The 25,721-nt window shown below is 52.5% G+C and carries 19 protein-coding genes and 2 tRNA genes; 15 read left to right on the top strand and 6 right to left on the bottom strand.

Annotated elements, in window-relative coordinates; translation table 11 throughout:
- Positions 1–112 precede the first annotated feature (112 nt).
- The 5 genes from HWQ15_RS21125 (at position 113) to narI (ending at position 8,551) form a co-directional block, all read left to right on the top strand.
- Complete coding sequence (locus tag HWQ15_RS21125) at positions 113–1,510, top strand: NarK family nitrate/nitrite MFS transporter (RefSeq protein ID WP_022648363.1); 1,398 nt, start codon at positions 113–115, stop codon at positions 1,508–1,510.
- A gap of 381 nt (positions 1,511–1,891) precedes the next feature.
- Entirely contained in the window at positions 1,892–5,635 is a 3,744-nt protein-coding gene (locus HWQ15_RS21120; protein WP_046619563.1) for a nitrate reductase subunit alpha, read from the top strand.
- The gene (gene narH, locus HWQ15_RS21115; RefSeq protein ID WP_032624103.1) at positions 5,632–7,167 is read left to right on the top strand and encodes a nitrate reductase subunit beta; all 1,536 of its coding nucleotides are present in this window, start codon (positions 5,632–5,634) and stop codon (positions 7,165–7,167) included. The genes HWQ15_RS21120 and narH overlap by 4 nt, the downstream gene beginning before the upstream one ends.
- The gene (gene narJ, locus HWQ15_RS21110; RefSeq protein ID WP_022648360.1) at positions 7,164–7,874 is read left to right on the top strand and encodes a nitrate reductase molybdenum cofactor assembly chaperone; all 711 of its coding nucleotides are present in this window, start codon (positions 7,164–7,166) and stop codon (positions 7,872–7,874) included. The genes narH and narJ overlap by 4 nt, the downstream gene beginning before the upstream one ends.
- On the top strand, positions 7,874–8,551 hold the full coding sequence (narI, locus tag HWQ15_RS21105; protein ID WP_038416180.1) for a respiratory nitrate reductase subunit gamma: 678 nt from the start codon (positions 7,874–7,876) through the stop codon (positions 8,549–8,551). Before narJ ends, narI begins: the two co-directional genes overlap by 1 nt.
- A 225-nt stretch (positions 8,552–8,776) precedes the next feature.
- Here narI and HWQ15_RS21100 read toward each other — a convergent pair.
- The 4 genes from HWQ15_RS21100 to HWQ15_RS21085 all read right to left on the bottom strand — a co-directional run bounded on the left by HWQ15_RS21100 (position 8,777) and on the right by HWQ15_RS21085 (position 10,486).
- Positions 8,777–8,861: transfer RNA gene (locus HWQ15_RS21100), tRNA-Tyr, on the bottom strand.
- Between the two features lie 34 nt (positions 8,862–8,895).
- Positions 8,896–8,980, bottom strand: a tRNA-Tyr gene (locus tag HWQ15_RS21095).
- Positions 8,981–9,137: 157 nt separating this feature from the next.
- Positions 9,138–9,980 carry a formyltetrahydrofolate deformylase gene (gene purU, locus HWQ15_RS21090; RefSeq protein WP_003856715.1) on the bottom strand — a complete coding sequence of 281 codons (843 nt, stop codon included), beginning with the start codon at positions 9,978–9,980 and terminating at the stop codon, positions 9,138–9,140.
- Between the two features lie 41 nt (positions 9,981–10,021).
- Positions 10,022–10,486: a YchJ family protein gene (locus HWQ15_RS21085; RefSeq protein WP_023306420.1), complete on the bottom strand. Its 465-nt coding sequence runs from the start codon at positions 10,484–10,486 to the stop codon at positions 10,022–10,024.
- A gap of 113 nt (positions 10,487–10,599) precedes the next feature.
- Here HWQ15_RS21085 and rssA point away from each other — a divergent pair, with 113 nt between their 5' ends.
- The 3 genes from rssA (at position 10,600) to galU (ending at position 13,710) form a co-directional block, all read left to right on the top strand.
- A complete protein-coding gene (rssA, locus tag HWQ15_RS21080) occupies positions 10,600–11,502 on the top strand; it encodes a patatin-like phospholipase RssA (protein ID WP_022648357.1) in 903 nt (300 codons plus the stop codon).
- 89 nt (positions 11,503–11,591) lie between these two features.
- The gene (gene rssB / locus HWQ15_RS21075; RefSeq protein ID WP_003856721.1) at positions 11,592–12,605 is read left to right on the top strand and encodes a two-component system response regulator RssB; all 1,014 of its coding nucleotides are present in this window, start codon (positions 11,592–11,594) and stop codon (positions 12,603–12,605) included.
- A 199-nt stretch (positions 12,606–12,804) separates the two neighbouring features.
- Positions 12,805–13,710, top strand: a complete 906-nt coding sequence (gene galU, locus HWQ15_RS21070; protein ID WP_022648355.1) for a UTP--glucose-1-phosphate uridylyltransferase GalU — start codon at positions 12,805–12,807, stop codon at positions 13,708–13,710.
- A gap of 201 nt (positions 13,711–13,911) precedes the next feature.
- Here the strand turns inward: galU and hns are convergent, their stop codons facing one another.
- Complete coding sequence (gene hns / locus HWQ15_RS21065) at positions 13,912–14,325, bottom strand: histone-like nucleoid-structuring protein H-NS (protein WP_003856724.1); 414 nt, start codon at positions 14,323–14,325, stop codon at positions 13,912–13,914.
- Positions 14,326–14,875: 550 nt separating this feature from the next.
- On the opposite strand from hns, the gene tdk reads away from it, so the two are divergent.
- A complete protein-coding gene (gene tdk, locus HWQ15_RS21060) occupies positions 14,876–15,490 on the top strand; it encodes a thymidine kinase (protein ID WP_032622434.1) in 615 nt (204 codons plus the stop codon).
- A gap of 68 nt (positions 15,491–15,558) precedes the next feature.
- Here tdk and adhE read toward each other — a convergent pair whose 3' ends face one another.
- Positions 15,559–18,240 carry a bifunctional acetaldehyde-CoA/alcohol dehydrogenase gene (gene adhE / locus HWQ15_RS21055; RefSeq protein ID WP_032624107.1) on the bottom strand — a complete coding sequence of 894 codons (2,682 nt, stop codon included), beginning with the start codon at positions 18,238–18,240 and terminating at the stop codon, positions 15,559–15,561.
- Between the two features lie 480 nt (positions 18,241–18,720).
- Here adhE and HWQ15_RS21050 point away from each other — a divergent pair, with 480 nt between their 5' ends.
- The 6 genes from HWQ15_RS21050 to oppF all read left to right on the top strand — a co-directional run bounded on the left by HWQ15_RS21050 (position 18,721) and on the right by oppF (position 25,719).
- Positions 18,721–19,368: a YchE family NAAT transporter gene (locus HWQ15_RS21050; RefSeq protein ID WP_063149411.1), complete on the top strand. Its 648-nt coding sequence runs from the start codon at positions 18,721–18,723 to the stop codon at positions 19,366–19,368.
- Between the two features lie 769 nt (positions 19,369–20,137).
- Complete coding sequence (oppA, locus tag HWQ15_RS21045) at positions 20,138–21,769, top strand: oligopeptide ABC transporter substrate-binding protein OppA (protein ID WP_023300277.1); 1,632 nt, start codon at positions 20,138–20,140, stop codon at positions 21,767–21,769.
- 82 nt (positions 21,770–21,851) lie between these two features.
- The gene (oppB, locus tag HWQ15_RS21040) at positions 21,852–22,772 is read left to right on the top strand and encodes an oligopeptide ABC transporter permease OppB (RefSeq protein ID WP_003856738.1); all 921 of its coding nucleotides are present in this window, start codon (positions 21,852–21,854) and stop codon (positions 22,770–22,772) included.
- Positions 22,773–22,784: 12 nt separating this feature from the next.
- Positions 22,785–23,693, top strand: coding sequence for an oligopeptide ABC transporter permease OppC (gene oppC / locus HWQ15_RS21035; RefSeq protein ID WP_015570372.1), 909 nt, complete (start codon positions 22,785–22,787; stop codon positions 23,691–23,693).
- 11 nt (positions 23,694–23,704) lie between these two features.
- A complete protein-coding gene (locus HWQ15_RS21030) occupies positions 23,705–24,718 on the top strand; it encodes an ABC transporter ATP-binding protein (protein ID WP_063149413.1) in 1,014 nt (337 codons plus the stop codon).
- A complete protein-coding gene (gene oppF / locus HWQ15_RS21025; protein WP_022648351.1) occupies positions 24,715–25,719 on the top strand; it encodes a murein tripeptide/oligopeptide ABC transporter ATP-binding protein OppF in 1,005 nt (334 codons plus the stop codon). The genes HWQ15_RS21030 and oppF overlap by 4 nt, the downstream gene beginning before the upstream one ends.
- The last annotated feature ends 2 nt before the right edge of the window (positions 25,720–25,721 follow it).

The raw sequence follows: 25,721 nt of genomic DNA, 5'->3' as shown, positions 1-25,721 counted from the left end.
TGATGGCTTTTTTTTCGCCGCAAAACCTCCCACTTTTCCTTTGATTTATATCAACTTACCGCCGCCCTAAAGCCCTAATGTTTGCAGCATCATTCGAGAATCAGAGGTGTCTATGAGTCACTCTTCCGCTCCCGAAAGGGAAACTGGTGCCGTTATTACAGACTGGCGTCCAGAGGATCCGGCGTTCTGGCAACAGCGCGGCCACCGTATAGCAAGTCGTAATCTGTGGATTTCCGTGCCATGTCTGTTACTGGCGTTTTGCGTCTGGATGTTGTTCAGTGCGGTTGCGGTTAACCTGCCAAAAGTGGGCTTTACCTTTACCACCGATCAGCTGTTTATGTTGACTGCGTTGCCGTCGCTTTCAGGCGCACTGCTGCGCGTTCCTTACGCGTTTATGGTGCCGGTCTTTGGTGGTCGTCGCTGGACGGCTTTCAGTACCGGGATCATGATCGTGCCGTGCGTGTGGCTCGGTTTTGCGGTGCAGGATACCTCTACACCGTTTAGCGTGTTCGTGATTATCTCTCTGCTGTGCGGCTTTGCGGGGGCGAACTTTGCGTCCAGTATGGCAAACATCAGCTTCTTCTTCCCGAAAGCGAAGCAGGGTGGTGCGCTGGGCATTAACGGCGGTCTGGGTAACATGGGCGTGAGCGTGATGCAGCTGATTGCTCCGCTGGCGATCTCGGTCTCCATCTTTGCGGCGTTTGGCGGCGGCGGTGTGACGCAGCCCGACGGTTCAGTGCTGTTCCTGCAAAATGCCTCCTGGATTTGGGTACCGTTCCTGGTGGTCTTTACCCTGGCGGCATGGTTCTTCATGAACGACCTGTCCGCGTCCAAAGCGTCCCTGAGCGAGCAGCTGCCGGTTCTGAAACGTGGCCACCTGTGGGTAATGGCACTGCTGTATCTGGCGACCTTCGGCTCGTTCATCGGTTTCTCCGCAGGCTTTGCCATGCTGTCGAAAACCCAGTTCCCGGACGTACAGATCCTTCAGTTTGCCTTCTTCGGTCCGTTTATTGGCGCGCTGGCACGTTCGCTGGGCGGGATGATCTCCGACCGTCTGGGCGGAACGCGCGTTACGCTGGTGAACTTTGTATTGATGGCCATCTTCTGTGCGCTGCTGTTCCTGACGCTGCCTGCGGGTGGTGAGGGAGGTAACTTCTTTGCCTTCTTCGGCGTCTTCATGGTGCTGTTCCTGACCGCCGGGCTGGGCAGTGCGTCTACTTTCCAGATGATCTCTGTCATCTTCCGCAAGCTGACCATGGACCGCGTGAAAGCGCAGGGCGGGAGCGACGAGCAGGCGATGCGTGAAGCCGCCACCGATACCGCTGCGGCGCTTGGGTTTATCTCTGCGATTGGCGCGATTGGCGGCTTCTTTATTCCAAAAGCGTTCGGTATCTCACTGGATCTGACCGGCTCTCCGGCGGGTGCGATGAAGGTATTCCTCGTCTTCTATATCGCCTGTGTGGTCATCACCTGGCTGGTATATGGCCGTAATACCAAGAAAAACAAGTAAGCTTGATTATCCGTTTGCGCGGCCTGAGTGCCGCGCTTTTTTTAATCGCTTAATAGTTACAACATACTAATAGCGTTTCCCGTAGTCGCACGCAGGTAACGCTGTGATCGCCATCGCTTTACAGGTGTCTCTACCCCTTAATACCTAAGATGTTAAATTTTGCTCCGCTTATTGTACGATAAATAAAATATATCCATATAAATCATTAAGTTAAAAAATATTAACAGCTACCGCTTTGGTGGTATTTGATCTAATCCCCCCTTCAGAGACCCCCCTCCGTCTTGATCGTTATCAATTCTCACCATCTTTCATAGCGTTACCTTCGCTGCAAATCAGCAATGTCGATTTAGAGAGCCACAGGCTCCACACAGGAGATACCCGATGAGCAAATTTTTGGACCGGTTTCGCTACTTCAAACAGAAGGGTGAAACTTTTGCCGATGGGCACGGCCAGGTTCTGGATACCAACCGGGACTGGGAAGACGGTTACCGTCAACGCTGGCAGCATGACAAAGTTGTCCGTTCTACCCACGGTGTAAACTGCACTGGCTCATGTAGCTGGAAGATTTTCGTTAAAAACGGTCTGGTGACCTGGGAAATGCAGCAGACCGACTATCCGCGTACCCGTCCGGATATGCCGAACCATGAACCGCGCGGCTGCCCGCGTGGGGCCAGCTACTCCTGGTATCTCTACAGCGCCAACCGTCTGAAATACCCGCTGATGCGTAAACGCCTGATGAAAATGTGGCGTGAAGCGAAAGTGCAGCACAGCGATCCGGTTGATGCCTGGGCATCCATCATCGAGGACGCCGACAAAGCGAAAAGCTTCAAACAGGCGCGTGGTCGCGGTGGTTTCGTTCGTTCTTCCTGGAAAGAGGTGAACGAGCTGATTGCGGCCTCCAACGTCTATACCGTGAAAACTTACGGTCCTGACCGCGTGGCAGGCTTCTCGCCAATCCCGGCAATGTCGATGGTCTCTTACGCCTCCGGCGCGCGCTACCTTTCACTTATCGGCGGTACCTGTCTGAGCTTCTACGACTGGTACTGCGACCTGCCGCCAGCGTCGCCGCAGACCTGGGGCGAACAGACCGACGTGCCGGAGTCCGCTGACTGGTACAACTCCAGCTACATCATCGCCTGGGGCTCTAACGTTCCGCAGACCCGTACCCCTGATGCGCACTTCTTTACCGAAGTACGTTACAAAGGGACCAAAACCGTTGCCGTGACCCCGGACTACGCCGAAATCGCCAAACTGTGCGACCTGTGGCTGGCACCGAAACAGGGTACTGATGCCGCCATGGCGCTGGCGATGGGCCACGTCATGTTGCGTGAATTCCACCTCGACAAGCCAAGCCAGTATTTCACCGATTACGTGCGTCGCTACACCGACATGCCAATGCTGGTGATGCTTGAAGAGCGTGACGGCTATTACGCCGCTGGCCGTATGCTGCGTGCTGCGGATCTTGTGGACGCGCTGGGTCAGGAAAACAACCCGGAGTGGAAAACGGTCGCCTGCAACAGCAACGGCGAGCTGGTGGCACCAAACGGTTCTATCGGCTTCCGCTGGGGCGAAAAAGGCAAATGGAACCTGGAACAGCGTAACGGCAACACGGGTGAAGAGACAGAACTTCGCCTCAGCATGCTGGGCAGCCAGGACGAAATCGCCGATGTCGGCTTCCCGTACTTTGGTGGTGAAGGTTCCGAGCACTTCAACAAGGTTGAGCTGCAAAACGTTCTGATGCACAAACTGCCGGTTAAGCGCCTGCAACTGGCGGACGGTTCTACCGCTCTGGTCACTACGGTCTACGATCTGACCATGGCGAACTATGGCCTAGAGCGCGGTCTGAACGACGAAAACTGCGCGACCAGCTATGACGACGTGAAGGCTTATACACCAGCCTGGGCGGAGCAGATCACCGGTGTGCCACGCGCCCAAATCACCCGTATCGCCCGCGAATTTGCGGAAAACGCAGACAAAACTCACGGTCGCTCCATGATCATCGTCGGTGCCGGTCTGAACCACTGGTATCACCTCGATATGAACTATCGCGGCCTTATCAACATGCTGATCTTCTGTGGCTGTGTCGGGCAGAGCGGCGGCGGCTGGGCGCACTACGTGGGCCAGGAAAAACTGCGTCCGCAGACCGGCTGGCAGCCGCTGGCGTTTGCCCTTGACTGGCAGCGTCCGGCTCGTCACATGAACAGCACCTCCTACTTCTATAACCACTCCAGCCAGTGGCGCTACGAGACGGTGACCGCGCAGGAGCTGCTGTCGCCGATGGCGGATAAATCCCGCTACAGCGGCCATCTGATTGACTTCAACGTGCGCGCTGAACGCATGGGCTGGCTGCCGTCTGCACCGCAGTTGGGCACTAACCCGCTGCGTATTGCGGAAGCGGCGAAGAAAGCGGGCATGTCACCGGTGGACTACACCGTGAAATCGCTGAAGGATGGCTCAATCCGTTTTGCGGCAGAACAGCCTGAGAACGGCAAAAACCATCCGCGTAACCTGTTCATCTGGCGCTCCAACCTGCTGGGTTCGTCCGGTAAAGGCCATGAGTACATGCTGAAATACCTGCTCGGTACCGAAAACGGTATTCAGGGTAAGGATCTCGGCAAGCAGGGCGGCGTGAAGCCAGAAGAAGTTGAATGGAAAGACAACGGTCTGGACGGCAAGCTGGATCTGGTGGTAACGCTGGACTTCCGTCTGTCCAGTACCTGCCTGTACTCCGATATCGTGCTGCCTACCGCCACCTGGTACGAAAAAGACGACATGAATACGTCGGATATGCATCCGTTTATTCATCCGCTGTCTGCGGCCGTTGACCCGGCGTGGGAATCAAAAAGCGACTGGGAAATCTATAAAGACATCGCGAAGAAATTCTCCGAAGTCTGTGTAGGGCACCTGGGCAAAGAGACCGACGTGGTGACGCTGCCAATCCAGCACGACTCCGCTGCCGAACTGGCGCAGCCGCTTGACGTGAAGGACTGGAAAAAAGGCGAATGCGATCTGATCCCGGGTGTGACCGCGCCGCACATTATTCCGGTTGAACGTGATTACCCGGCTACGTACGAGCGCTTTACCTCTATCGGTCCGCTGATGGAGAAGATCGGTAACGGCGGTAAAGGCATCGCCTGGAACACCCAGAGCGAAATGGACCTGCTGCGCAAGCTCAATTACACCAAAGCAGACGGCCCGGCCAAAGGCCAGCCAATGCTGAACACGGCAATTGATGCAGCGGAAATGATCCTGACCCTGGCACCGGAAACCAATGGCCACGTGGCGGTGAAAGCGTGGGCGGCTCTGAGTGAATTTACCGGCCGTGACCATACGCATCTGGCGAAGAATAAAGAAGAAGAGAAAATCCGCTTCCGCGATATTCAGGCTCAGCCGCGCAAGATTATCTCCAGCCCGACCTGGTCTGGCCTCGAAGATGAACATGTGTCCTATAACGCCGGATACACCAACGTTCACGAGCTGATCCCATGGCGCACGCTCTCTGGCCGTCAGTCTCTGTATCAGGATCACCAGTGGATGCGTGACTTCGGTGAAAGCCTGCTGGTTTACCGTCCGCCAATCGATACCCGCTCCGTGAAAGCGGTGATGGGGGCGAAATCAAACGGTAACCCTGAGAAGGCGCTGAACTTCCTGACGCCGCACCAGAAGTGGGGTATCCACTCCACCTACAGCGACAACCTGCTGATGCTGACGCTGTCACGCGGGGGGCCGATTGTCTGGATGAGCGAAGCGGACGCCAAAGATCTGGGTATCGAAGATAACGACTGGATCGAAGTGTTCAACAGCAACGGTGCCCTGACGGCACGTGCGGTGGTGAGCCAGCGTGTACCAGCCGGGATGACCATGATGTACCACGCGCAGGAACGTATCGTTAACCTGCCGGGTTCAGAGATCACCGAGCAGCGCGGCGGTATTCACAACTCTGTGACCCGTATTACGCCGAAACCGACGCATATGATCGGCGGCTATGCCCAGCTGGCCTACGGCTTTAACTACTACGGCACTGTAGGATCAAACCGCGATGAGTTCGTGGTGGTACGTAAGATGAAGAATATTAACTGGTTAGATGGCGAAGGTAATGACCAGGTACAGGAGAGCGTAAAATGAAAATTCGTTCACAAGTCGGCATGGTGCTGAATCTGGATAAATGCATCGGCTGTCATACCTGCTCAGTCACCTGTAAAAACGTCTGGACCAGCCGTGAAGGTATGGAGTACGCCTGGTTCAACAACGTGGAAAGTAAGCCGGGCACCGGCTTCCCGACCGACTGGGAAAACCAGGAGAAGTGGAAGGGTGGCTGGATCCGTAAAATCAACGGCAAACTGCAACCGCGCATGGGTAACCGTGCGATGCTGCTCGGTAAAATCTTTGCTAACCCGCATCTGCCGGGCATCGACGATTACTACGAGCCGTTTGATTACGACTATCAGAACCTGCACAACGCGCCGGAAAGCAAACACCAGCCGATCGCCCGTCCTCGCTCGCTGATCACCGGTAAGCGCATGGACAAAATTACCAGCGGTCCAAACTGGGAGGAAATTCTGGGCGGCGAGTTCGAAAAACGCGCTAAAGACCAGAACTTCGAGAACATGCAGAAGGCGATGTACGGCCAGTTCGAAAACACTTTCATGATGTATCTGCCGCGCCTGTGCGAACACTGCCTTAACCCGGCGTGCGTGGCGACCTGCCCAAGCGGCGCCATCTACAAGCGTGAAGAAGATGGCATTGTGCTGATCGACCAGGACAAGTGCCGCGGCTGGCGTATGTGCATCACCGGCTGCCCGTACAAAAAAATCTACTTTAACTGGAAGAGCGGTAAGTCTGAGAAGTGTATCTTCTGCTACCCGCGTATCGAAGCCGGTATGCCGACCGTCTGCTCAGAGAGCTGCGTAGGGCGTATCCGCTACCTCGGCGTGCTGCTGTACGACGCGGATGCGATTGAAAATGCCGCAAGCACCGAGAACGAGAAAGATCTGTATCAGCGTCAGCTGGACGTCTTCCTCGATCCGAACGATCCGAAGGTGATCGAGCAGGCGCTGAAAGACGGTATTCCGCAGAGCGTGATTGACGCCGCACAGCAGTCCCCGGTGTACAAAATGGCGATGGACTGGAAGCTGGCGCTGCCGCTGCACCCGGAATACCGCACGTTGCCGATGGTCTGGTACGTGCCGCCTCTGTCTCCTATTCAGTCTGCGGCTGACGCAGGTGAACTGGGCAGCAACGGCATTCTGCCGGACGTGGAAAGCCTGCGTATTCCGGTTCAGTATCTGGCCAACCTGCTCACCGCAGGGGATACCCAGCCGGTGCTGCTGGCGCTGAAACGTATGCTGGCGATGCGTCACTTCAAACGTGCGGAAACCGTTGACGGCGTTAACGATACCCGCGCGCTGGAAGAGGTCGGCCTGACCGAAGCGCAGGCGCAGGAGATGTACCGCTATCTGGCAATCGCTAACTACGAAGATCGTTTCGTGGTGCCGAGCAGTCACCGCGAGCTGGCTCGCGAGGCCTTCCCGGAGAAAAGTGGGTGTGGCTTTACCTTTGGCGACGGTTGCCACGGGTCAGACAGCAAATTCAACCTGTTCAACAGCCGCCGCATCGACGCGATGGATGTGACCAGCAAAACGGAGCCGCACCAATGATTGAACTCGTCATTGTTTCGCGTCTGCTCGAGTACCCTGATGCTGCGCTTGTGCAGCATCAGCAGGAACTCTTTGATGCACTCGCGTCATCTGAAAACCTGGATAAAGAGGATGCCCAGACGCTGGGCATTTTCCTCCGCGACCTGCTGGCGCGCGATCTTCTTGATGCGCAGGCGGACTACAGCCAGCTGTTTGACCGTGGTCGTGCCACGTCTCTATTGCTGTTCGAACACGTTCACGGTGAATCCCGCGACCGTGGTCAGGCGATGGTGGATCTGATGGCCCAGTACGAGCAGCACGGTTTGCAACTCGACAGCCGCGAGCTGCCGGATCACCTGCCTCTGTACCTGGAATATCTGGCGCAGCTGCCGAAAGAGGAAGCGCTGGGCGGGTTGCAGGACATCGCTCCCATTCTGGCGTTGCTCGGCGCACGTCTCCAGCAACGTGAGAGCAATTATGCAGTCCTGTTCGATCTACTGGTGAAACTGGCTAACGCCTCGGTTGACAGTCAAAAAGTGGCGGAAAAAATTGCGGATGAAGCCCGTGACGACACCCCACAAGCACTGGATGCCGTCTGGGAAGAAGAACAGGTGAAATTCTTTGCTGACCAGAGCTGTGGCGAATCTGAAATCTCCGCGCATCAGCGTCGTTTTGCCGGAGCGGTGGCTCCGCAATATTTGAATATCTCTAACGGAGGACAGCACTAATGCACTTCCTGAATATGTTCTTCTTTGACATTTACCCGTATATCGCGGGCACCGTGTTCCTGGTGGGAAGCTGGTTGCGTTATGACTATGGCCAGTACACCTGGCGTGCTGCCTCCAGCCAGATGCTGGATCGTAAAGGGATGAACCTGGCGTCAAACCTGTTCCACATCGGGATTTTGGGTATTTTCGCCGGTCATTTCCTGGGGATGCTGACGCCGCACTGGATGTACGAAGCGTGGCTGCCGATTGAAGTGAAGCAGAAGATGGCGATGCTCGCCGGTGGCGCCTGCGGCGTGATGACCCTGGTGGGTGGGCTGCTGCTGCTGAAACGTCGTCTGTTCAGCCCACGCGTGCGGGCTACCACGACCGGAGCGGACATCCTGATCCTCTCCCTGCTGATGGTGCAGTGTGCGCTGGGTCTGCTGACCATTCCATTCTCTGCGCAGCATATGGACGGCAGCGAGATGATGAAGCTGGTGGGATGGGCGCAGTCTGTCGTGACCTTCCGCGGTGGTGCCTCTGAGCATCTGGACGGCGTGGCGTTCATCTTCCGCGTTCACCTGGTGCTGGGTATGACCCTGTTTGTGCTGTTCCCGTTCTCTCGCCTGGTGCACATCTGGAGTGCGCCGGTGGAGTACCTGACGCGCAAATATCAGGTTGTGCGTGCCCGTCGGTGATTCGCTGTATTAATACAACCCCGCATTTGCGGGGTTTTTTTTGTCCCCGATCCAGGGGGGCGTGCGGATGCCGGGTGGCGGCTGCGCCTTACCCGGCCTACAGACCCTATTTGTAGCCCCGGTAAGCGAAGCGCCACCGGGGAAAACAGGCAGGGAAGGATTACTCCCGGCATCGAGAAATATGGAGCATTGTGCTTGAGTGAGTGCTTAAGAATCTGGAAGTGATGGTGGTGGGGGAAGGATTCGAACCTTCGAAGTCGATGACGGCAGATTTACAGTCTGCTCCCTTTGGCCGCTCGGGAACCCCACCAGGGGTAATTCATATTTTGAGGTAAAGCTGGAGATGGTGGTGGGGGAAGGATTCGAACCTTCGAAGTCGATGACGGCAGATTTACAGTCTGCTCCCTTTGGCCGCTCGGGAACCCCACCACGGGGTAATGCTTTTGACTGGCCTGCTTCCTGTTGGAAGCGGGGCGCATCATATCAAATGAGACGCCCCTGTAAAGCATTCCTTTAGGAAAATGAAGCTGTTTGCCTGCTTTTTATCCGTAAAGGCGTAAAGCTAATCAATTCATTTTCCGAAGGATTAAAGAATAATCGTTCTGTTGCCGTACACAAAGACGCGCTGAGCAAGTACCTGATAAAGCGCACGGCTCAGTACGTTCTTCTCAACGTCACGGCCAGCTCGCATCATATCTTCTGCCGTGTAGGTGTGATCCACGTGGATCACGTCCTGCATGATGATTGGGCCTTCGTCCAGATTATCATTCACGTAGTGCGCGGTTGCGCCAATGATCTTCACCCCACGCTCGTACGCCTGGTGGTACGGACGCGCGCCAATAAAGGCTGGCAGGAAGGAGTGGTGGATGTTGATAATTTTGTTCGGGAAGCGCGCCACGAAGGATGGCGTCAGCACGCGCATGTATTTTGCCAGCACCACGTAGTCCGGGTTATGCGCTTCAATCGCAGCAGCCATCAGGTTGTCGTGCTCTTCGCGGGTATGACCTTCATGGCTGACCAGTTCAAACGGAATGTCGAAACGTTCAACCAGCGTACGCAGCGTCTCGTGGTTGCCAATGACGGCGGCAATTTCGACGTCCAGGCCACCGTAGTTGGCTTTCATCAGCAGATCGCCCAGGCAGTGCGCCTCTTTGGTGACCAGAATGACAATGCGGCGACGACCCGCCGGGTTTAGCTCGCGCACCGAGCCTTCCGGCAGGGCGCTGTCCAGATCGGCAAGCAGGGTTGTGTCGTTGAAAATACCTTCCAGCTCGGTACGCATAAAGAAGCGACCGGTACGGTGGTCAACGAACTCGTTGTTCTGCACGATATTCAGTTCATGCTTGTAGCAAATGTTGGTAATTCGTGCGATCAGTCCTTTTTGATCGGGACAGATAGTGCGCAGAACTTTACGTTGTAATGATTGCATCGCCGGGAAATCCTGTTTATGTATTTGCGAAATCTGAGTTGTCAGGCATTACTGCCGCAACACTTTTTAAATTTTTTTCCTGAACCACAGGGGCAGGGATCGTTACGACCGAATTGCGGACGTGTGCCGTCAATATAATACCATTGCCCGCTGTCGTTTAAGAACCGTGAGCGTTCAATGATGGCGCCGGGTTTGTTTTGTTCGCTAAAGCGGGCGACAAAACTGACATAGCCCTCGTTGGCATCGCGGCCGGGAGCGGCATCAAAGACGGTAAGGCCCAGCCAGACGGTGTTGGCAAATCCGGCTTCAATCTCTTGCCGAAAATCGGCAGCATCACAGGACGGATGCCAGGTTTTAATCAGGTAGTCTGCGTTTTTGATCACAAAAGCAGTATACCGCGAGCGCATAAGGTGTGACGGGTCTGGTGCAACCTGCTCGCCAGAAAGATATCGCTGGCAACATAGGCTATACTCCAGAGCGCTACCACAGGGGCAGAGTTGAGACACGATTCTCTTCCTGGAACAAAAAATAAGGCGTTAAACGCTTAAGGTAGCAATATGTTAACTGAGCAGGTGCGTTGACGCTATGTCGGGAATCCAGGGGAAGTAAAACAGGGCTAATGAGAAAGGTAAAAATTGGACTGGCGTTGGGCTCAGGTGCAGCCCGGGGTTGGTCACATATTGGCGTTATCAATACCTTAAACCAGATGGGGATTGACGTTGATATTGTCGCAGGATGTTCTATCGGGTCGCTGGTCGGATCCGCGTACGCCTGCGGTAAGCTCCCGCAGCTTGAAAGCTGGGTGCGCTCCTTTAGTTACTGGGATGTACTGCGCCTGATGGATCTCTCCTGGCAGCGTGGCGGCCTGCTGCGCGGCGAACGCGTATTCAATCAGTTTCGTAAGATAATGCCCCTCGCTGACTTCAGCCACTGCCAAATGCCTTTCGGCGCCGTTGCAACCAACCTCAGTACGGGCAGGGAGTTATGGCTCACCGAAGGGGATATTCATCTCGCCGTTCGCGCATCCTGTAGCATGCCTGGGTTAATGGCGCCTGTGCCTCATAATGGCTACTGGCTCGTTGATGGTGGCGTGGTGAATCCTGTCCCCATCTCTCTGACGCGCGCCATGGGGGCAGATATCGTCATAGCAGTGGATTTACAGCACGACGCTCACCTTATGCAGCAGGATTTGATGCCGGTTAATCTTCAGAGCGATGATGCGGAAGAAGAGAAACTTGCCTGGCATGCGCGTTTACGCGGCAGAATAGGGCGCCTGACTGCCCGTCGCACGGTGACCGCGCCGAACGCCATTGAAATCATGACGACCTCCATTCAAATTCTTGAGAATCGCCTGAAGCGAAACCGTATGGCTGGCGATCCTCCGGATATTCTTATTCAGCCCTATTGTCCACAAATCTCTACCCTTGATTTCCACCGGGCTGAGGCCGCCATAGCAGCGGGCTCGTTAGCCGTCGAAAAGAAAATAGATGAACTGTTGCCTTTTGTGCGTACAGCACGTTAAGCACTTTTTTGATTACTTCAGCAAAATCTGACAGGCGATAGTACCAATAGCATGCCACTATTGAGTAACTGTCAGCCAGGGGAGGAACCATGACACAGCCATTGGCCGGAAAACATATTTTGATAGTAGAAGACGAGCCCGTTTTCCGATCGCTACTGGATTCGTGGTTATCCTCACTGGGTGCAACCACGTCCCTTGCCGAAGATGGCGTCGAGGCACTGGAAAAAATGGCCAGCATGGCGCCTGATCTGATGATCTGCGATCTCGAGATGCCGCGCATGGACGGATTAATGCTGGTGGAAAACCTGCGTAACGAAGGTTATCAGACACCGATACTGGTGATCTCGGCGACCGAAAATATGGCGGATATTGCTAAGGCGTTGCGTTTGGGTGTGCAGGATATCCTGCTCAAACCGGTTAAAGATTTAAACCGACTGCGTGAAACGGTGTTGGCCTGCCTGTATCCCAATATGTTTAATTCCCGGGTGGAAGAAGAAGAACGTCTTTTCCAGGACTGGGATGCTTTAGTCAGTAATCCGCTCGCGGCCGCGAAGCTGCTTCAGGAACTTCAGCCGCCGGTGCAGCAAAATATCTCTCATTGCAGAGTAAATTATCGCCAGCTGGTAGCGGCTGACCAGCCTGGACTGGTGCTGGATATTGCGCCGCTATCAGATTCCGACCTCGCTTTTTATTGCCTGGATGTTACCCGAGCGGGAGATAACGGCGTTCTGGCGGCCTTATTACTCCGTGCGCTGTTTAATGGATTGCTACAGGAACAATTATCTCATCAGGGGCAACGACTTCCTGAGTTAGGCAGTTTACTAAAACAGGTCAACCAACTTTTTCGCCAGGCCAATTTGCCGGGGCAGTTCCCGCTTCTGGTTGGCTATTATCACAGCGGGTTGAATAACCTTATTCTGGTCTCTGCTGGATTAAATGCCACGCTGAATACCGGCGAACACCATATACAGGTGAGTAACGGTGTGCCGTTGGGAACGTTGGGTAATACTTACCTTAATCAAATTAGCCATCGCTGCACCTCCTGGCAGTGCCAAATTTGGGGTGCCGGTGGGCGGTTACGCTTAATGTTGTCCACGGAGTAAGCAGTCAGATTTTATTTTTCAGATTGCTTTACCTGTGTTTTTGCTGGCAGTGCTACTATCGCTGCAAGTTTCATGCGTATTTGTCTTAATTGATCGGCAACGCGTTCTTTTCAGACCCGTATTAGTGGCTGAGACTGTATACTCAACGCGTTATTCAATGCATAAAAGTTCAAAACTTGAACAGTTCAGGAGAATTTCAATGGCTGCCCTAAATTCGAAAGTCAGAAAGGCCGTTATCCCGGTGGCGGGATTGGGTACCAGGATGTTGCCAGCGACGAAGGCGATCCCAAAAGAGATGCTGCCTCTGGTTGATAAGCCATTAATCCAGTATGTCGTGAATGAGTGTATTGCGGCAGGTATCACCGAAATTGTACTGGTGACGCATTCATCTAAAAACTCTATCGAAAACCATTTCGATACCAGTTTCGAACTCGAAGCAATGCTGGAAAAACGCGTAAAGCGCCAGCTGCTGGAGGAAGTGCAGTCTATTTGCCCTCCACACGTTACCATTATGCAGGTTCGTCAGGGCCTGGCGAAGGGCCTGGGGCACGCAGTATTGTGTGCACATCCAGTAGTGGGTGATGAGCCGGTCGCGGTTATTCTGCCAGACGTGATCCTTGATGAGTATGAGTCCGATCTTTCCCAGGAAAACCTGGCGGAAATGATTAAACGCTTCGACGAAACCGGCAGCAGCCAGATTATGGTTGAGCCAGTCGACGATGTGACTGCTTACGGTGTGGTTGACTGCAAAGGTGTTGCCCTGCAACCTGGTGAAAGCGTACCAATGGTTGGCGTTGTTGAAAAACCTAAAGCGGACGTCGCGCCGTCTAACCTTGCTGTCGTTGGCCGTTACGTACTGAGTGCTGAAATCTGGGCGCTGCTGGCCAAAACGCCTCCGGGTGCGGGCGATGAAATCCAGCTGACGGATGCTATCGATATGCTGATCGAGAAAGAGACCGTGGAAGCCTACCACATGAAAGGTAAGAGCCATGACTGCGGTAATAAGCTCGGTTATATGCAGGCATTCGTCGAATATGGCATTCGCCATAACAGCCTGGGTGAAGAATTTAAAGCCTGGCTCAAAGGTAGCGTGGGTATTAAGTAATAAACTCACGGACCAGTGAACAAGACCGGTGTGGCGATGCCCACCGGTTTTTTTATGCCTGTCGATCCGTAATTGGCTGGAGATTGTCAAGGACGTTAAATAGTGAGCCAGGCAATATGACAGAATGTAAGGAGATGTTTGGGGAATATTATGGGCATAAAAAATCCCGCATTAAGCGGGATTTTTCAGAATCTTTCCAGATTAATCTTTGATCAGGAAGTCATCCAGTTGTTTACCTTGTTCGTCCATAGCTTTCTTGATTACAGCAGGAGTACGACCCTGGCCGGTCCAGGTTTTCTCTTCGCCGTTCTCGTCGATGTAGCTATATTTAGCAGGACGTGCTGCGCGTTTTGCTTTGGTACCGGTTTTAGCCGCAGCCATGCTGTTCAGCAATTCGTTTGGATCGATACCATCGGCAATCAGCATTTCGCGATACTGTTGCAGTTTACGTGTACGTTCTTCGATTTCAGCCGCTGCTGCGCTTTCTTCTTCACGACGTTCGTTAACGACAACTTCTAATTTTTCGAGCATCTCTTCAAGCGTTTCAAGGGTACATTCTCTTGCCTGCGCACGAAGAGTACGGATGTTGTTCAGAATTTTAAGTGCTTCGCTCATTGTAGTAATCTCAAACTTATAATGGGGGTGGGTTTGTTGTCCTAATAATAGAGCGTTAATTTCACTTGTGCAATAGGTTGGAATGTAAGGAATTCAAAAAATACAAAATTAATGACGCTATTATTAATTACGCTAACTTAAATTTCATTGTTTGCTGGGGCGATGAGATATCGTTTCAAACGGCAAAAGCGCGTCATTTGCATGTTTGTTTTGTGACTTTTACCTCAGGAATTATAGTTGCGGTTGATAAATATCAGCCTTTCGTATTACTCCGGCTAAGCGCAGCGAACAGAAGAATAGTTAATAAATAGTGAATTTTAAAGATTGCAGAAGCCACTATAAAAAGAAGTGTTATCTCCGGTGTCGAGCTCACCTTATTGTCCGTGCTAAAAGCCTTTACTGTCTGTTTTAACGCATTATTTTGCGCTATCAACGAAGAGTTTATTGGTGCAGAACAGCCTGGAGCACGCAGCCCGCCGCTGATGACAATACAAAATATGGTACAATGATCCATCGGGAATATTACACATTGATTAGGGTTCTTCGGCCAATGGCACAACTTTATTTCTACTATTCGGCAATGAATGCAGGGAAATCGACGGCGTTACTGCAATCCTCATACAATTATCAGGAGCGGGGGATGCGTACCGTTGTTTATACCGCCGAAATCGACGATCGCTTTGGGGCAGGGAAGGTAAGCTCAAGAATAGGGCTCTCGTCGCCTGCAAGGCTGTTTAACCCTGAAACGGACCTGCTTGAGGACATTCGTGCCCAGCATGCCTCTAAGCCTGTCCATTGCGTGCTGGTAGATGAAAGCCAGTTCCTGACCCGTGAGCAGGTCCATGCGCTTTCAGAGGTCGTTGATGAGCTGGATATTCCCGTTCTTTGCTATGGATTACGCACTGACTTTCGCGGTGAGTTATTTGCCGGTAGCCAGTATCTGCTCGCCTGGTCGGATAAGCTGGTTGAGCTGAAAACTATCTGCTTTTGTGGCCGCAAGGCAAGTATGGTTCTTCGCCTGGACCAGTCGGGCAAGCCTTATGCTGATGGCGAGCAGGTGGTGATAGGGGGCAATGAACGTTATGTCTCGGTCTGCCGCAAGCATTATAAAGAGGCGCTGGCTGTAGGCTCGCTGACGGCGTTACAGGGCGACAATCGCAAATAAAAAAAATGTCTTACGGATCCTCAGATATAAAAAAACCCGCCAGCGGCGGGTTTTTTTCACACTGTCAATCAAGCATTTTTCTTCGCTTTCTTGTCAGCTTTTACAACTGCGGGGATGTCTACTTTTACGGCAGCGACATCGCTTTCAGTGAAGTTACGACCGTAATAGGTATCCAGCAGGATCTGTTTCAGTTCGGAAATCAGTGGGTAGCGCGGGTTAGCACCAGTACACTGGTCATCGAATGCATCTTCAGACAGCTTATCTACGTGAGCGAGGAAGTCAGCTTCCTGAACTCCTGCTTCGCGGATAGATTTAGGAATACCCAGTTCAGCCTTCAGGCTTTCCAGCCATGCCAGCAGTTTCTCGATCTTCGCTGCAGTACGGTCGCCCGGTGCGCTCAGACCCAGGTGGTCTGCGATTTCAGCGTAGCGACGACGAGCTTGCGGACGGTCGTACTGGCTGAATGCAGTCTGCTTGGTTGGGTTGTCGTTGGCGTTATAGCGGATAACGTTGCTGATCAACAGGGCGTTCGCCAGACCGTGAGGAATGTGGAACTGTGAACCCAGCTTGTGCGCCATGGAGTGACAAACACCCAGGAAGGCGTTAGCAAATGCAATGCCCGCGATGGTTGCCGCACTGTGTACACGTTCACGAGCTACAGGGTTTTTCGAACCTTCGTTGTAAGAAGCTGGCAGGTTTTCTTTCAGCAGTTTCAGTGCCTGTAAAGCCTGACCGTCAGAGAACTCAGAAGCCAGTACGGAAACGTAAGCTTCCAGGGCGTGAGTTACCGCATCCAGACCACCGAACGCACACAGTGATTTCGGCATTTCCATGACCAGGTTGGCGTCAACGATAGCCATATCTGGCGTCAGTGCGTAGTCAGCCAGCGGATATTTCTGACCCGTTGCGTCATCAGTCACAACAGCAAATGGCGTCACTTCTGAACCGGTACCGGAAGTGGTGGTGACGGCGATCATTTTCGCTTTCACGCCCATTTTCGGGAACTTGTAGATACGTTTACGGATATCCATAAAGCGCAGCGCCAGTTCTTCGAAGTGGGTTTCCGGATGCTCGTACATGACCCACATAATTTTCGCGGCGTCCATTGGGGAACCGCCACCCAGTGCGATGATCACATCAGGTTTGAAGGAGTTAGCCAGTTCAGCGCCTTTACGTACAACGCTCAGGGTTGGGTCAGCTTCAACTTCAAAGAAAACTTCAGTTTCGACGCCAGAAGCTTTCAGAACAGAGGTGATCTGGTCTGCATAACCATTGTTGAACAGGAAACGGTCAGTCACGATGAGCGCACGTTTGTGGCCATCAGTAATCACTTCGTCCAGCGCGATTGGCAGAGAGCCGCGGCGGAAGTAGATAGATTTCGGAAGTTTGTGCCACAACATGTTTTCAGCTCGCTTAGCAACGGTTTTCTTGTTGATCAGGTGTTTTGGACCAACGTTTTCAGAGATGGAGTTACCACCCCAGGAACCACAACCCAGAGTCAGGGAAGGTGCGAGTTTGAAGTTATACAGGTCACCGATACCACCCTGAGAAGCAGGGGTGTTGATCAGGATACGTGCCGTCTTCATCTTCTGACCGAAGTAAGCAACACGCTCTGGTTGGTTATCCTGGTCGGTGTACAGGCAAGAGGTGTGGCCGATACCGCCCATCGCCACCAGCTTCTCTGCTTTTTCTACCGCGTCATCGAAATCTTTCGCACGGTACATTGCCAGTGTCGGGGATAGTTTTTCGTGAGCAAACGGCTCACTTTCATCAACGACTTTCACTTCACCAATCAGAATCTTGGTGGTAGCAGGGACGCTAAAGCCGGCGAGTTCAGCGATTTTATACGCTGGCTGACCTACGATAGCTGCGTTCAGTGCACCATTTTTCAGAATCACGTCCTGAACGGCTTTCAGTTCTTTACCTTGCAACAGGTAGCCGCCGTGGCTGGCGAAACGTTCACGAACGGCGTCGTATACCGAATCAACCACGACAACAGACTGTTCAGATGCACAGATAACGCCGTTATCGAAGGTTTTCGACATCAGCACAGAGGCAACTGCACGCTTGATATCTGCCGTTTCGTCGATCACAACAGGAGTATTACCTGCGCCTACGCCGATGGCTGGTTTACCGGAGCTGTATGCTGCTTTAACCATACCAGGACCGCCGGTCGCCAGGATTAGGTTAATGTCCGGGTGATGCATCAGGGCATTGGACAGTTCAACAGAAGGTTGGTCGATCCAACCGATCAGATCTTTTGGCGCACCCGCAGCAATGGCAGCCTGAAGCACGATATCCGCTGCTTTGTTGGTGGCGTCTTTCGCACGTGGATGCGGGGAGAAAATGATTGCGTTACGTGTTTTCAGACTGATAAGAGATTTGAAGATGGCGGTAGAGGTTGGGTTAGTGGTTGGAACGATACCGCAAATAATGCCGATGGGTTCAGCGATAGTGATGGTGCCAAAAGTGTCGTCTTCTGACAGCACACCGCAGGTTTTCTCATCTTTATAGGCGTTGTAGATATACTCTGAAGCAAAGTGGTTTTTGATCACTTTATCTTCAACGATACCCATACCGGATTCGGCAACGGCCATTTTAGCGAGAGGGATTCGAGCATCTGCAGCAGCCAGAGCGGCCGCGCGGAAGATTTTATCAACCTGTTCTTGGGTGAAATTGGCATATTCACGCTGGGCTTTTTTCACGCGCTCGACGAGGGCGTTCAGTTCAGCGATATTGGTAACAGCCATAATGCTCTCCTGATAATGTTTAAACTCTTTTAGTAAACCAGCGCTCGATACGTCTGACAGTATAGTCAGAGCCGATCCCACTTGCGTAACACACAGTAAAACAAAGGATTACTCACTGCTTCCGCTCACTAATTTACTAAAAGAGCCTTACCTTAGCATCATACCTTTTTGATAGGTGATCTCCCTGGCGGCGTAACCAAGATTACTCACTTCTGAGTACGAAAATTATGATCAAGATCAATTTTGTCCTAAGCTGATACCTTTCAGCAGGGTTATTTTGTGCTAATTATTCCAGTGTTAAATAATTAAGTAACTATTGGAAGTGGCGCTATCATTGATTATACAAATGTTTAACATCATGAATTGATAACGTTTTAGAACAGATTTCTGGTGAAGTGTGCGGCTAAAAAGCGTATCTTCAGCGCGGATTTATCATTACACGCTGTCTCTCCCTGACCATGCTCAATTGCGGAGCTTAATGTGATTCAAACGCTCTTTGATTTCCCTACATATTTCAAGTTTTTTATTGGCTTGTTTGCCCTGGTCAACCCGGTAGGGATTATCCCTGTCTTCATCAGTATGACCAGTTATCAGACAGCTGCCGCGCGAAATAAAACCAACCTGACGGCAAACCTGTCGGTGGCGATTATCTTGCTTACGTCTCTTTATCTGGGGGACGCCATTCTTCAGGTGTTCGGCATCTCGATTGATTCGTTCCGAATAGCAGGCGGGATCCTGGTGGTGACGATTGCCATGTCGATGATCAGCGGCAAGCTGGGGGAGGATAAACAGAACAAGCAGGAAAAATCAGAGACAGCTATCCGCGAGAGCATCGGCGTGGTGCCACTGGCACTGCCGCTGATGGCGGGCCCGGGGGCAATCAGCTCTACCATTGTATGGGGAACACGCTATCACAGCCTGATGCACCTGATTGGCTTCTCTGTCGCCATTGCCCTGTTCGCACTTTGCTGCTGGGGCGTATTTCGTATTGCACCATGGCTGGTTCGCTTGCTGGGACAAACGGGCATCAACGTGATTACCCGTATCATGGGTCTGTTGTTAATGGCGTTAGGCATCGAATTTATCGTTACCGGTATAAAAAGTATATTCCCCGGATTAGTACACTGACTTTCGTTTGAAAGAGCGGAGCCAGCGGCTCCGTTTTTTTACGTGAATATCAGCAAATCATATAAATAAAGTTGAAATACGCACTAGCCATAATAAGTTCTACTAATAACCCTCTTTTGTTGATTTTCAAGAGGTTGTTTATTTTCAGTTTGCTTCTCTGCCCATAAATCCTTCAAACGCTCTGTTATTTTACTCACATGATACTCTGGGGCTTGCTGACAGATAACCGAAATGATATTAGTAATTTCGACGCTGACCCAGACGAATGTGCTAAATAATAACCAGATGTTAAATTTTCGTGAAAAATCGTTCGAATTTGTCATGTCATCGCACCAGTCACGAGAGAACTCTACAACTGAATGTATTGTAAGGGTTTTACTTGTTTTTGGTGTGAAAGGTGGTCGGCGGCATAGCAACGCCTGACTCCGTAAAAGAGAAATGCTTAACAAATTTGCAAAATGTATTGGCGAGAGTTGGCACCATTTGGTACTTTCCGGCCTTATATTTTGCGGCATTAAACAAGTTGATGAGAACTATTTTCATATAGACCTCACTTAAGCTTTCCAGCACACCTCACTGACAGGGGAGAGGTGTAAAGAATCGACGCAAGATCGCCGTACGAGCGGTCAGTAATAATGAAGTCGATGATAGCAAGAAGTAAAAAAAGAACCTGACAGCAGCAAAAAAAACTCCTGCGCTGTACAGGCCCCAACAGGGGATTACACAACTGGCGAAGGCCAGTCATAATAATGAGTGGAGTATCAACACAATGTCCATCATCACAAAAAAAAGTCTGGTAGCGGCGGGGATTTTAACTGCGCTAATCGCGGGCAACGCTGCAATGGCTGCGGACGTTCCTGCTGGTGTTCAGCTGGCTGAGAAGCAAACGCTGGTACGTAATAACGGTGCGGAAGTGCAGTCTCTTGATCCGCACAAAATTGAAGGTGTTCCAGAGTCTAACGTTAACCGCGATCTGTTTGAAGGTCTGCTGGTGACTGACGTAGACGGCCACCCGGCTCCGGGCGTGGCGGAAAAATGGGACAACAAAGATTTTAAAGTCTGGACCTTCCATCTGCGTAAAGATGCCAAATGGTCTGACGGTACGCCGGTTACCGCCGAAGATTTCGTCTATAGCTGGCAGCGTCTGGCGGATCCGAATACCGCCTCCCCGTACGCGAGTTACCTCCAGTATGGCCATATCGCCAATATTGATGACATCATCACGGGTAAAAAGCCAGTAACCGACCTGGGCGTAAAAGCCATCGATGCCAACACTTTTGAAGTGACGTTGAGCGAACCTGTTCCGTACTTCTATAAGTTGCTGGTTCACCCGTCCGTTTCTCCGGTACCAAAATCCGCGGTAGAAAAATTTGGTGAAAAATGGACGCAGCCTGCGAATATCGTGACCAACGGTGCATATAAGCTGAAGGACTGGGTCGTTAACGAGCGTATGGTGCTGGAGCGCAACCCGCAGTATTGGGATAATGCCAAGACGGTTATCAATCAGGTCACCTACCTGCCAATCTCTTCTGAGGTAACGGACGTAAACCGCTACCGCAGCGGCGAAATCGACATGACCTATAACAACATGCCGATTGAACTGTTCCAGAAGCTGAAAAAAGAGATCCCGAAAGAAGTTCACGTCGATCCGTATCTGTGCACCTACTATTATGAAATTAACAACCAGAAAGCACCGTTCACCGACGTACGTGTTCGTACCGCACTGAAGCTGGCTCTGGATCGCGACATTATCGTGAATAAAGTGAAGAATCAGGGCGACCTGCCGGCTTACAGCTACACCCCGCCTTACACCGACGGTATGAAGCTGGTTGAACCTGAATGGTTCAAATGGTCCCAGGAAAAACGTAATGAAGAAGCGAAAAAGCTGCTGGCTGAAGCGGGCTATACCGCCGACAAGCCGCTGACGTTTAGTCTGCTGTACAACACCTCCGATCTGCATAAAAAACTGGCTATTGCCGTCGCGTCAATCTGGAAGAAAAATCTCGGCGTGAACGTGAAGCTGGAAAATCAGGAATGGAAAACCTTCCTCGATACGCGCCATCAGGGAACCTTTGACGTGGCACGTGCAGGATGGTGTGCGGACTATAACGAACCGACCTCATTCCTGAACACCATGCTCAGCGACAGTTCGAACAATACCGCACACTATAAGAGCCCGGCGTTTGATAAACTGATTGGCGATACCCTGAAAGTGGCAGATGACGCCCAGCGCGCCGATCTGTACGCGAAATCAGAACAACAGCTCGATAAAGACTCTGCGATCGTTCCGGTTTACTACTACGTTAACGCCCGCCTGGTGAAACCATGGGTAGGGGGTTATACCGGTAAAGACCCGTTGGATAATATTTCCGTTAAGAATCTTTATATTATCAAGCATTAATGGCAATACGTGGGGCGAGCGAGCTTGCCCCACTGTGTCTATTTTGTAACATTCATCAGGCACACGCCAGAAGGTACGGGCAATGTTGAAATTTATCCTGCGTCGCTGTCTTGAAGCGATTCCAACGTTATTTATTCTAATTACAATTTCCTTCTTTATGATGCGTCTTGCGCCGGGCAGTCCTTTTACCGGTGAACGCACGCTTCCGCCAGAAGTTATGGCCAACATCGAAGCGAAATACCATTTAAACGATCCTATCACCACGCAGTACTTCAACTATCTGAAGCAACTTGCACACGGTGATTTTGGTCCGTCATTCAAATATAAAGACTATTCCGTTAACGACCTGGTGGCGTCCAGCTTCCCGGTATCGGCTAAATTAGGGGCTGCTGCATTTATCCTGGCCGTTGTTCTCGGTGTCACTGCGGGCGTTATCGCCGCACTAAAACAAAATACCCGATGGGATTACGCCGTAATGGGGGTCGCAATGACCGGGGTGGTTATCCCCAGCTTCGTTGTCGCGCCGTTGCTGGTCATGATATTCGCGATAACCCTTAAATGGCTGCCCGGGGGCGGCTGGAATGGCGGGGCGCTGAAGTTCATGATATTGCCGATGGTGGCATTATCTCTGGCCTACATTGCCAGTATCGCCCGTATTACGCGTGGTTCAATGATTGAAGTCCTGCATTCAAACTTTATCCGTACCGCCCGAGCGAAAGGGTTGCCGATGCGCCGGATTATTTTCCGTCACGCTCTCAAGCCTGCACTGTTACCGGTGCTCTCCTATATGGGTCCTGCATTCGTCGGCATTATTACGGGTTCAATGGTGATTGAAACCATTTATGGCCTGCCGGGCATCGGGCAGTTGTTTGTTAACGGGGCGCTTAACCGAGACTATTCGCTGGTGCTGAGCCTGACGATCCTCGTGGGCGCGCTGACCATTCTGTTTAATGCCGTTGTCGATGTGCTGTATGCCGTTATCGATCCGAAAATCCGTTACTAACTGGAGCACGCCATGATGTTGAGTAAGAAAAACAGCGAGGCGCTGGAAAACTTCAGTGAAAAGCTGGAGGTCGAAGGTCGTAGCCTTTGGCAGGACGCCCGCCGTCGTTTTATGCATAACCGTGCCGCCGTTGCCAGCCTGGTCGTGCTGGTGCTTATCGCGCTGTTCGTAACCCTGGCACCAATGCTCTCTCAGTTCACCTATTTCGATACGGACTGGGGCATGATGTCCAGCGCGCCGGATATGGAATCCGGGCACTATTTCGGTACCGACTCCTCCGGGCGTGATTTGCTGGTGCGTGTGGCGATTGGCGGCCGTATCTCCCTGATGGTTGGCATCGCAGCGGCGCTGGTGGCGGTAATTGTCGGCACGCTTTACGGTTCGCTTTCCGGTTACCTCGGCGGGAAAGTGGACTCCGTGATGATGCGTATGCTTGAAATCCTGAACTCCTTCCCGTTCATGTTCTTCGTCATTCTGCTGGTGACCTTCTTTGGTCAAAATATCCTGCTGATCTTCGTGGCGATCGGGATGGTGTCCTGGCTGGATATGGCGCGTATTGTGCGCGGCCAGACGCTGAGCCTTAAACGTAAGGAGTTTATCGAAGCCGCACAGGTTGGTGGCGTTTCTACCGCCAATATTGTGGTGCGTCATATCGTTCCTAACGTGCTGGGCGTGGTGGTGGTATACGCCTCCCTGCTGGTGCCAAGTATGATCTTGTTTGAATCTTTCCTGAGCTTCCTGGGATTAGGTACGCAAGAGCCGTTGAGTAGCTGGGGCGCTCTGTTAAGTGACGGCGCAAACTCCATGGAAGTGTCACCGTGGTTACTGCTGTATCCGGCGGGCTTCCTGGTCGTCACCCTGTTCTGTTTCAACTTTATCGGCGATGGCCTGCGTGATGCCCTCGACCCGAAAGACCGTTAAGGAGCGCCGTCATGACCATTATTGAAACGGCAACCGCGCCACAGGCGCAACAGCGGACCAGCGCACTGCTGGACGTTAAAGACCTCCGCGTGACGTTTAAAACCCCCGACGGTGATGTGACTGCCGTTAACGATCTCAACTTCGACCTGCGTGCCGGTGAAACGCTGGGCATTGTGGGCGAATCCGGTTCCGGTAAATCCCAGACCGCATTCGCGCTGATGGGCCTGCTGGCATCAAACGGCGTGATAGGGGGTTCGGCGACGTTTAACGGGAAAGAGATCCTGAATTTGCCGGAACATGAGCTGAACAAGCTGCGCGCCGAGCAGATTTCAATGATTTTCCAGGATCCGATGACCTCCCTGAACCCCTATATGCGGGTGGGTGAACAGCTGATGGAAGTGCTGATGCTCCACAAGGGGCTGGGCAAAGCCGAAGCGTTTGAAGAGTCCGTCAAAATGCTGGATGCGGTGAAAATGCCTGAAGCACGCAAGCGCATGCGCATGTATCCGCACGAGTTCTCCGGCGGTATGCGTCAGCGAGTCATGATCGCGATGGCATTGCTTTGCCGGCCAAAACTGCTGATCGCTGATGAACCAACCACCGCCCTTGACGTGACCGTCCAGGCGCAGATCATGACGTTGCTGAACGAGCTGAAGCGTGAGTTCAACACCGCCATCATCATGATCACCCACGATTTAGGCGTCGTTGCCGGGATCTGCGACAAAGTGTTAGTCATGTATGCAGGCCGCACGATGGAATACGGTAATGCCCGCGATGTGTTCTACCAGCCAGCCCACCCGTACTCTATCGGGCTGCTGAATGCCGTACCGCGCCTCGATGCGGAAGGGGAGTCGCTGCTGACTATCCCGGGCAACCCGCCAAACCTGCTGCGTTTGCCAAAAGGCTGCCCGTTCCAGCCACGCTGTCCGCATGCGATGGAAATCTGTAACAGCGCACCGCCGCTGGAAGCGTTTGCCCTAGGCCGTCTACGCGCCTGCTTTAAGCCGCTGGAGGAGCTGGTATGAACGCAATCGACGAAAAAAGAAATGTGCTGCTCGAAATCGCTGACCTGAAGGTCCATTTCGATATCAAAGACGGTAAACAGTGGTTCTGGCAGCCAGCCAAAACCCTGAAAGCGGTGGATGGCGTCACGCTACGCCTGTACGAAGGGGAGACTCTGGGCGTGGTGGGCGAATCCGGCTGCGGCAAGTCGACGTTTGCGCGTGCGATCATCGGCCTGGTGAAAGCCACCGACGGGAAAGTGGCCTGGCTTGGCAAAGATCTGCTGGGGATGAAGCCGGATGAATGGCGCAATGTGCGCAGTGATATCCAGATGATTTTCCAGGATCCTCTGGCGTCCCTGAACCCGCGTATGACCATTGGCGAAATCATTGCCGAGCCGCTGCGCACCTATCATCCGAAGATGCCGCGCCAGGAAGTTCGCGATCGGGTGAAAGCGATGATGCTGAAGGTGGGTCTGTTGCCTAACCTCATCAACCGCTACCCTCACGAGTTTTCCGGCGGTCAGTGCCAGCGTATCGGTATCGCACGCGCGTTGATCCTTGAACCGAAACTGATTATCTGTGATGAGCCGGTTTCGGCGCTGGACGTTTCCATCCAGGCCCAGGTGGTTAACCTGCTACAGAAACTGCAACGGGAAATGGGGCTGTCGCTGATCTTCATCGCCCACGATCTGGCGGTGGTAAAACACATTTCAGACCGTGTGCTGGTCATGTATCTGGGCCACGCCGTGGAGTTGGGCACGTATGATGAGGTGTACCATAATCCACTGCACCCTTATACCAAAGCGCTGATGTCTGCGGTTCCCGTTCCGGATCCCGATCTGGAAAAAAATAAAACCATTCAGCTTCTGGAAGGTGAACTGCCTTCGCCAATCAACCCGCCTTCAGGCTGCGTATTCCGTACGCGATGCCCAATAGCCGGGCCGGAATGTGCAAAAACACGGCCGGTTCTGGAGGGCAGTTTCCGACATGCGGTTTCCTGCCTGAAAGTAGACCCGTTATAATC

Origin of the sequence: Enterobacter sp. DSM 30060, assembly GCF_013375955.1 — a bacterium.
GTDB lineage: Bacteria > Pseudomonadota > Gammaproteobacteria > Enterobacterales > Enterobacteriaceae > Enterobacter > Enterobacter intestinihominis.
This window is presented reverse-complemented; position numbering and strand designations above follow the sequence as displayed.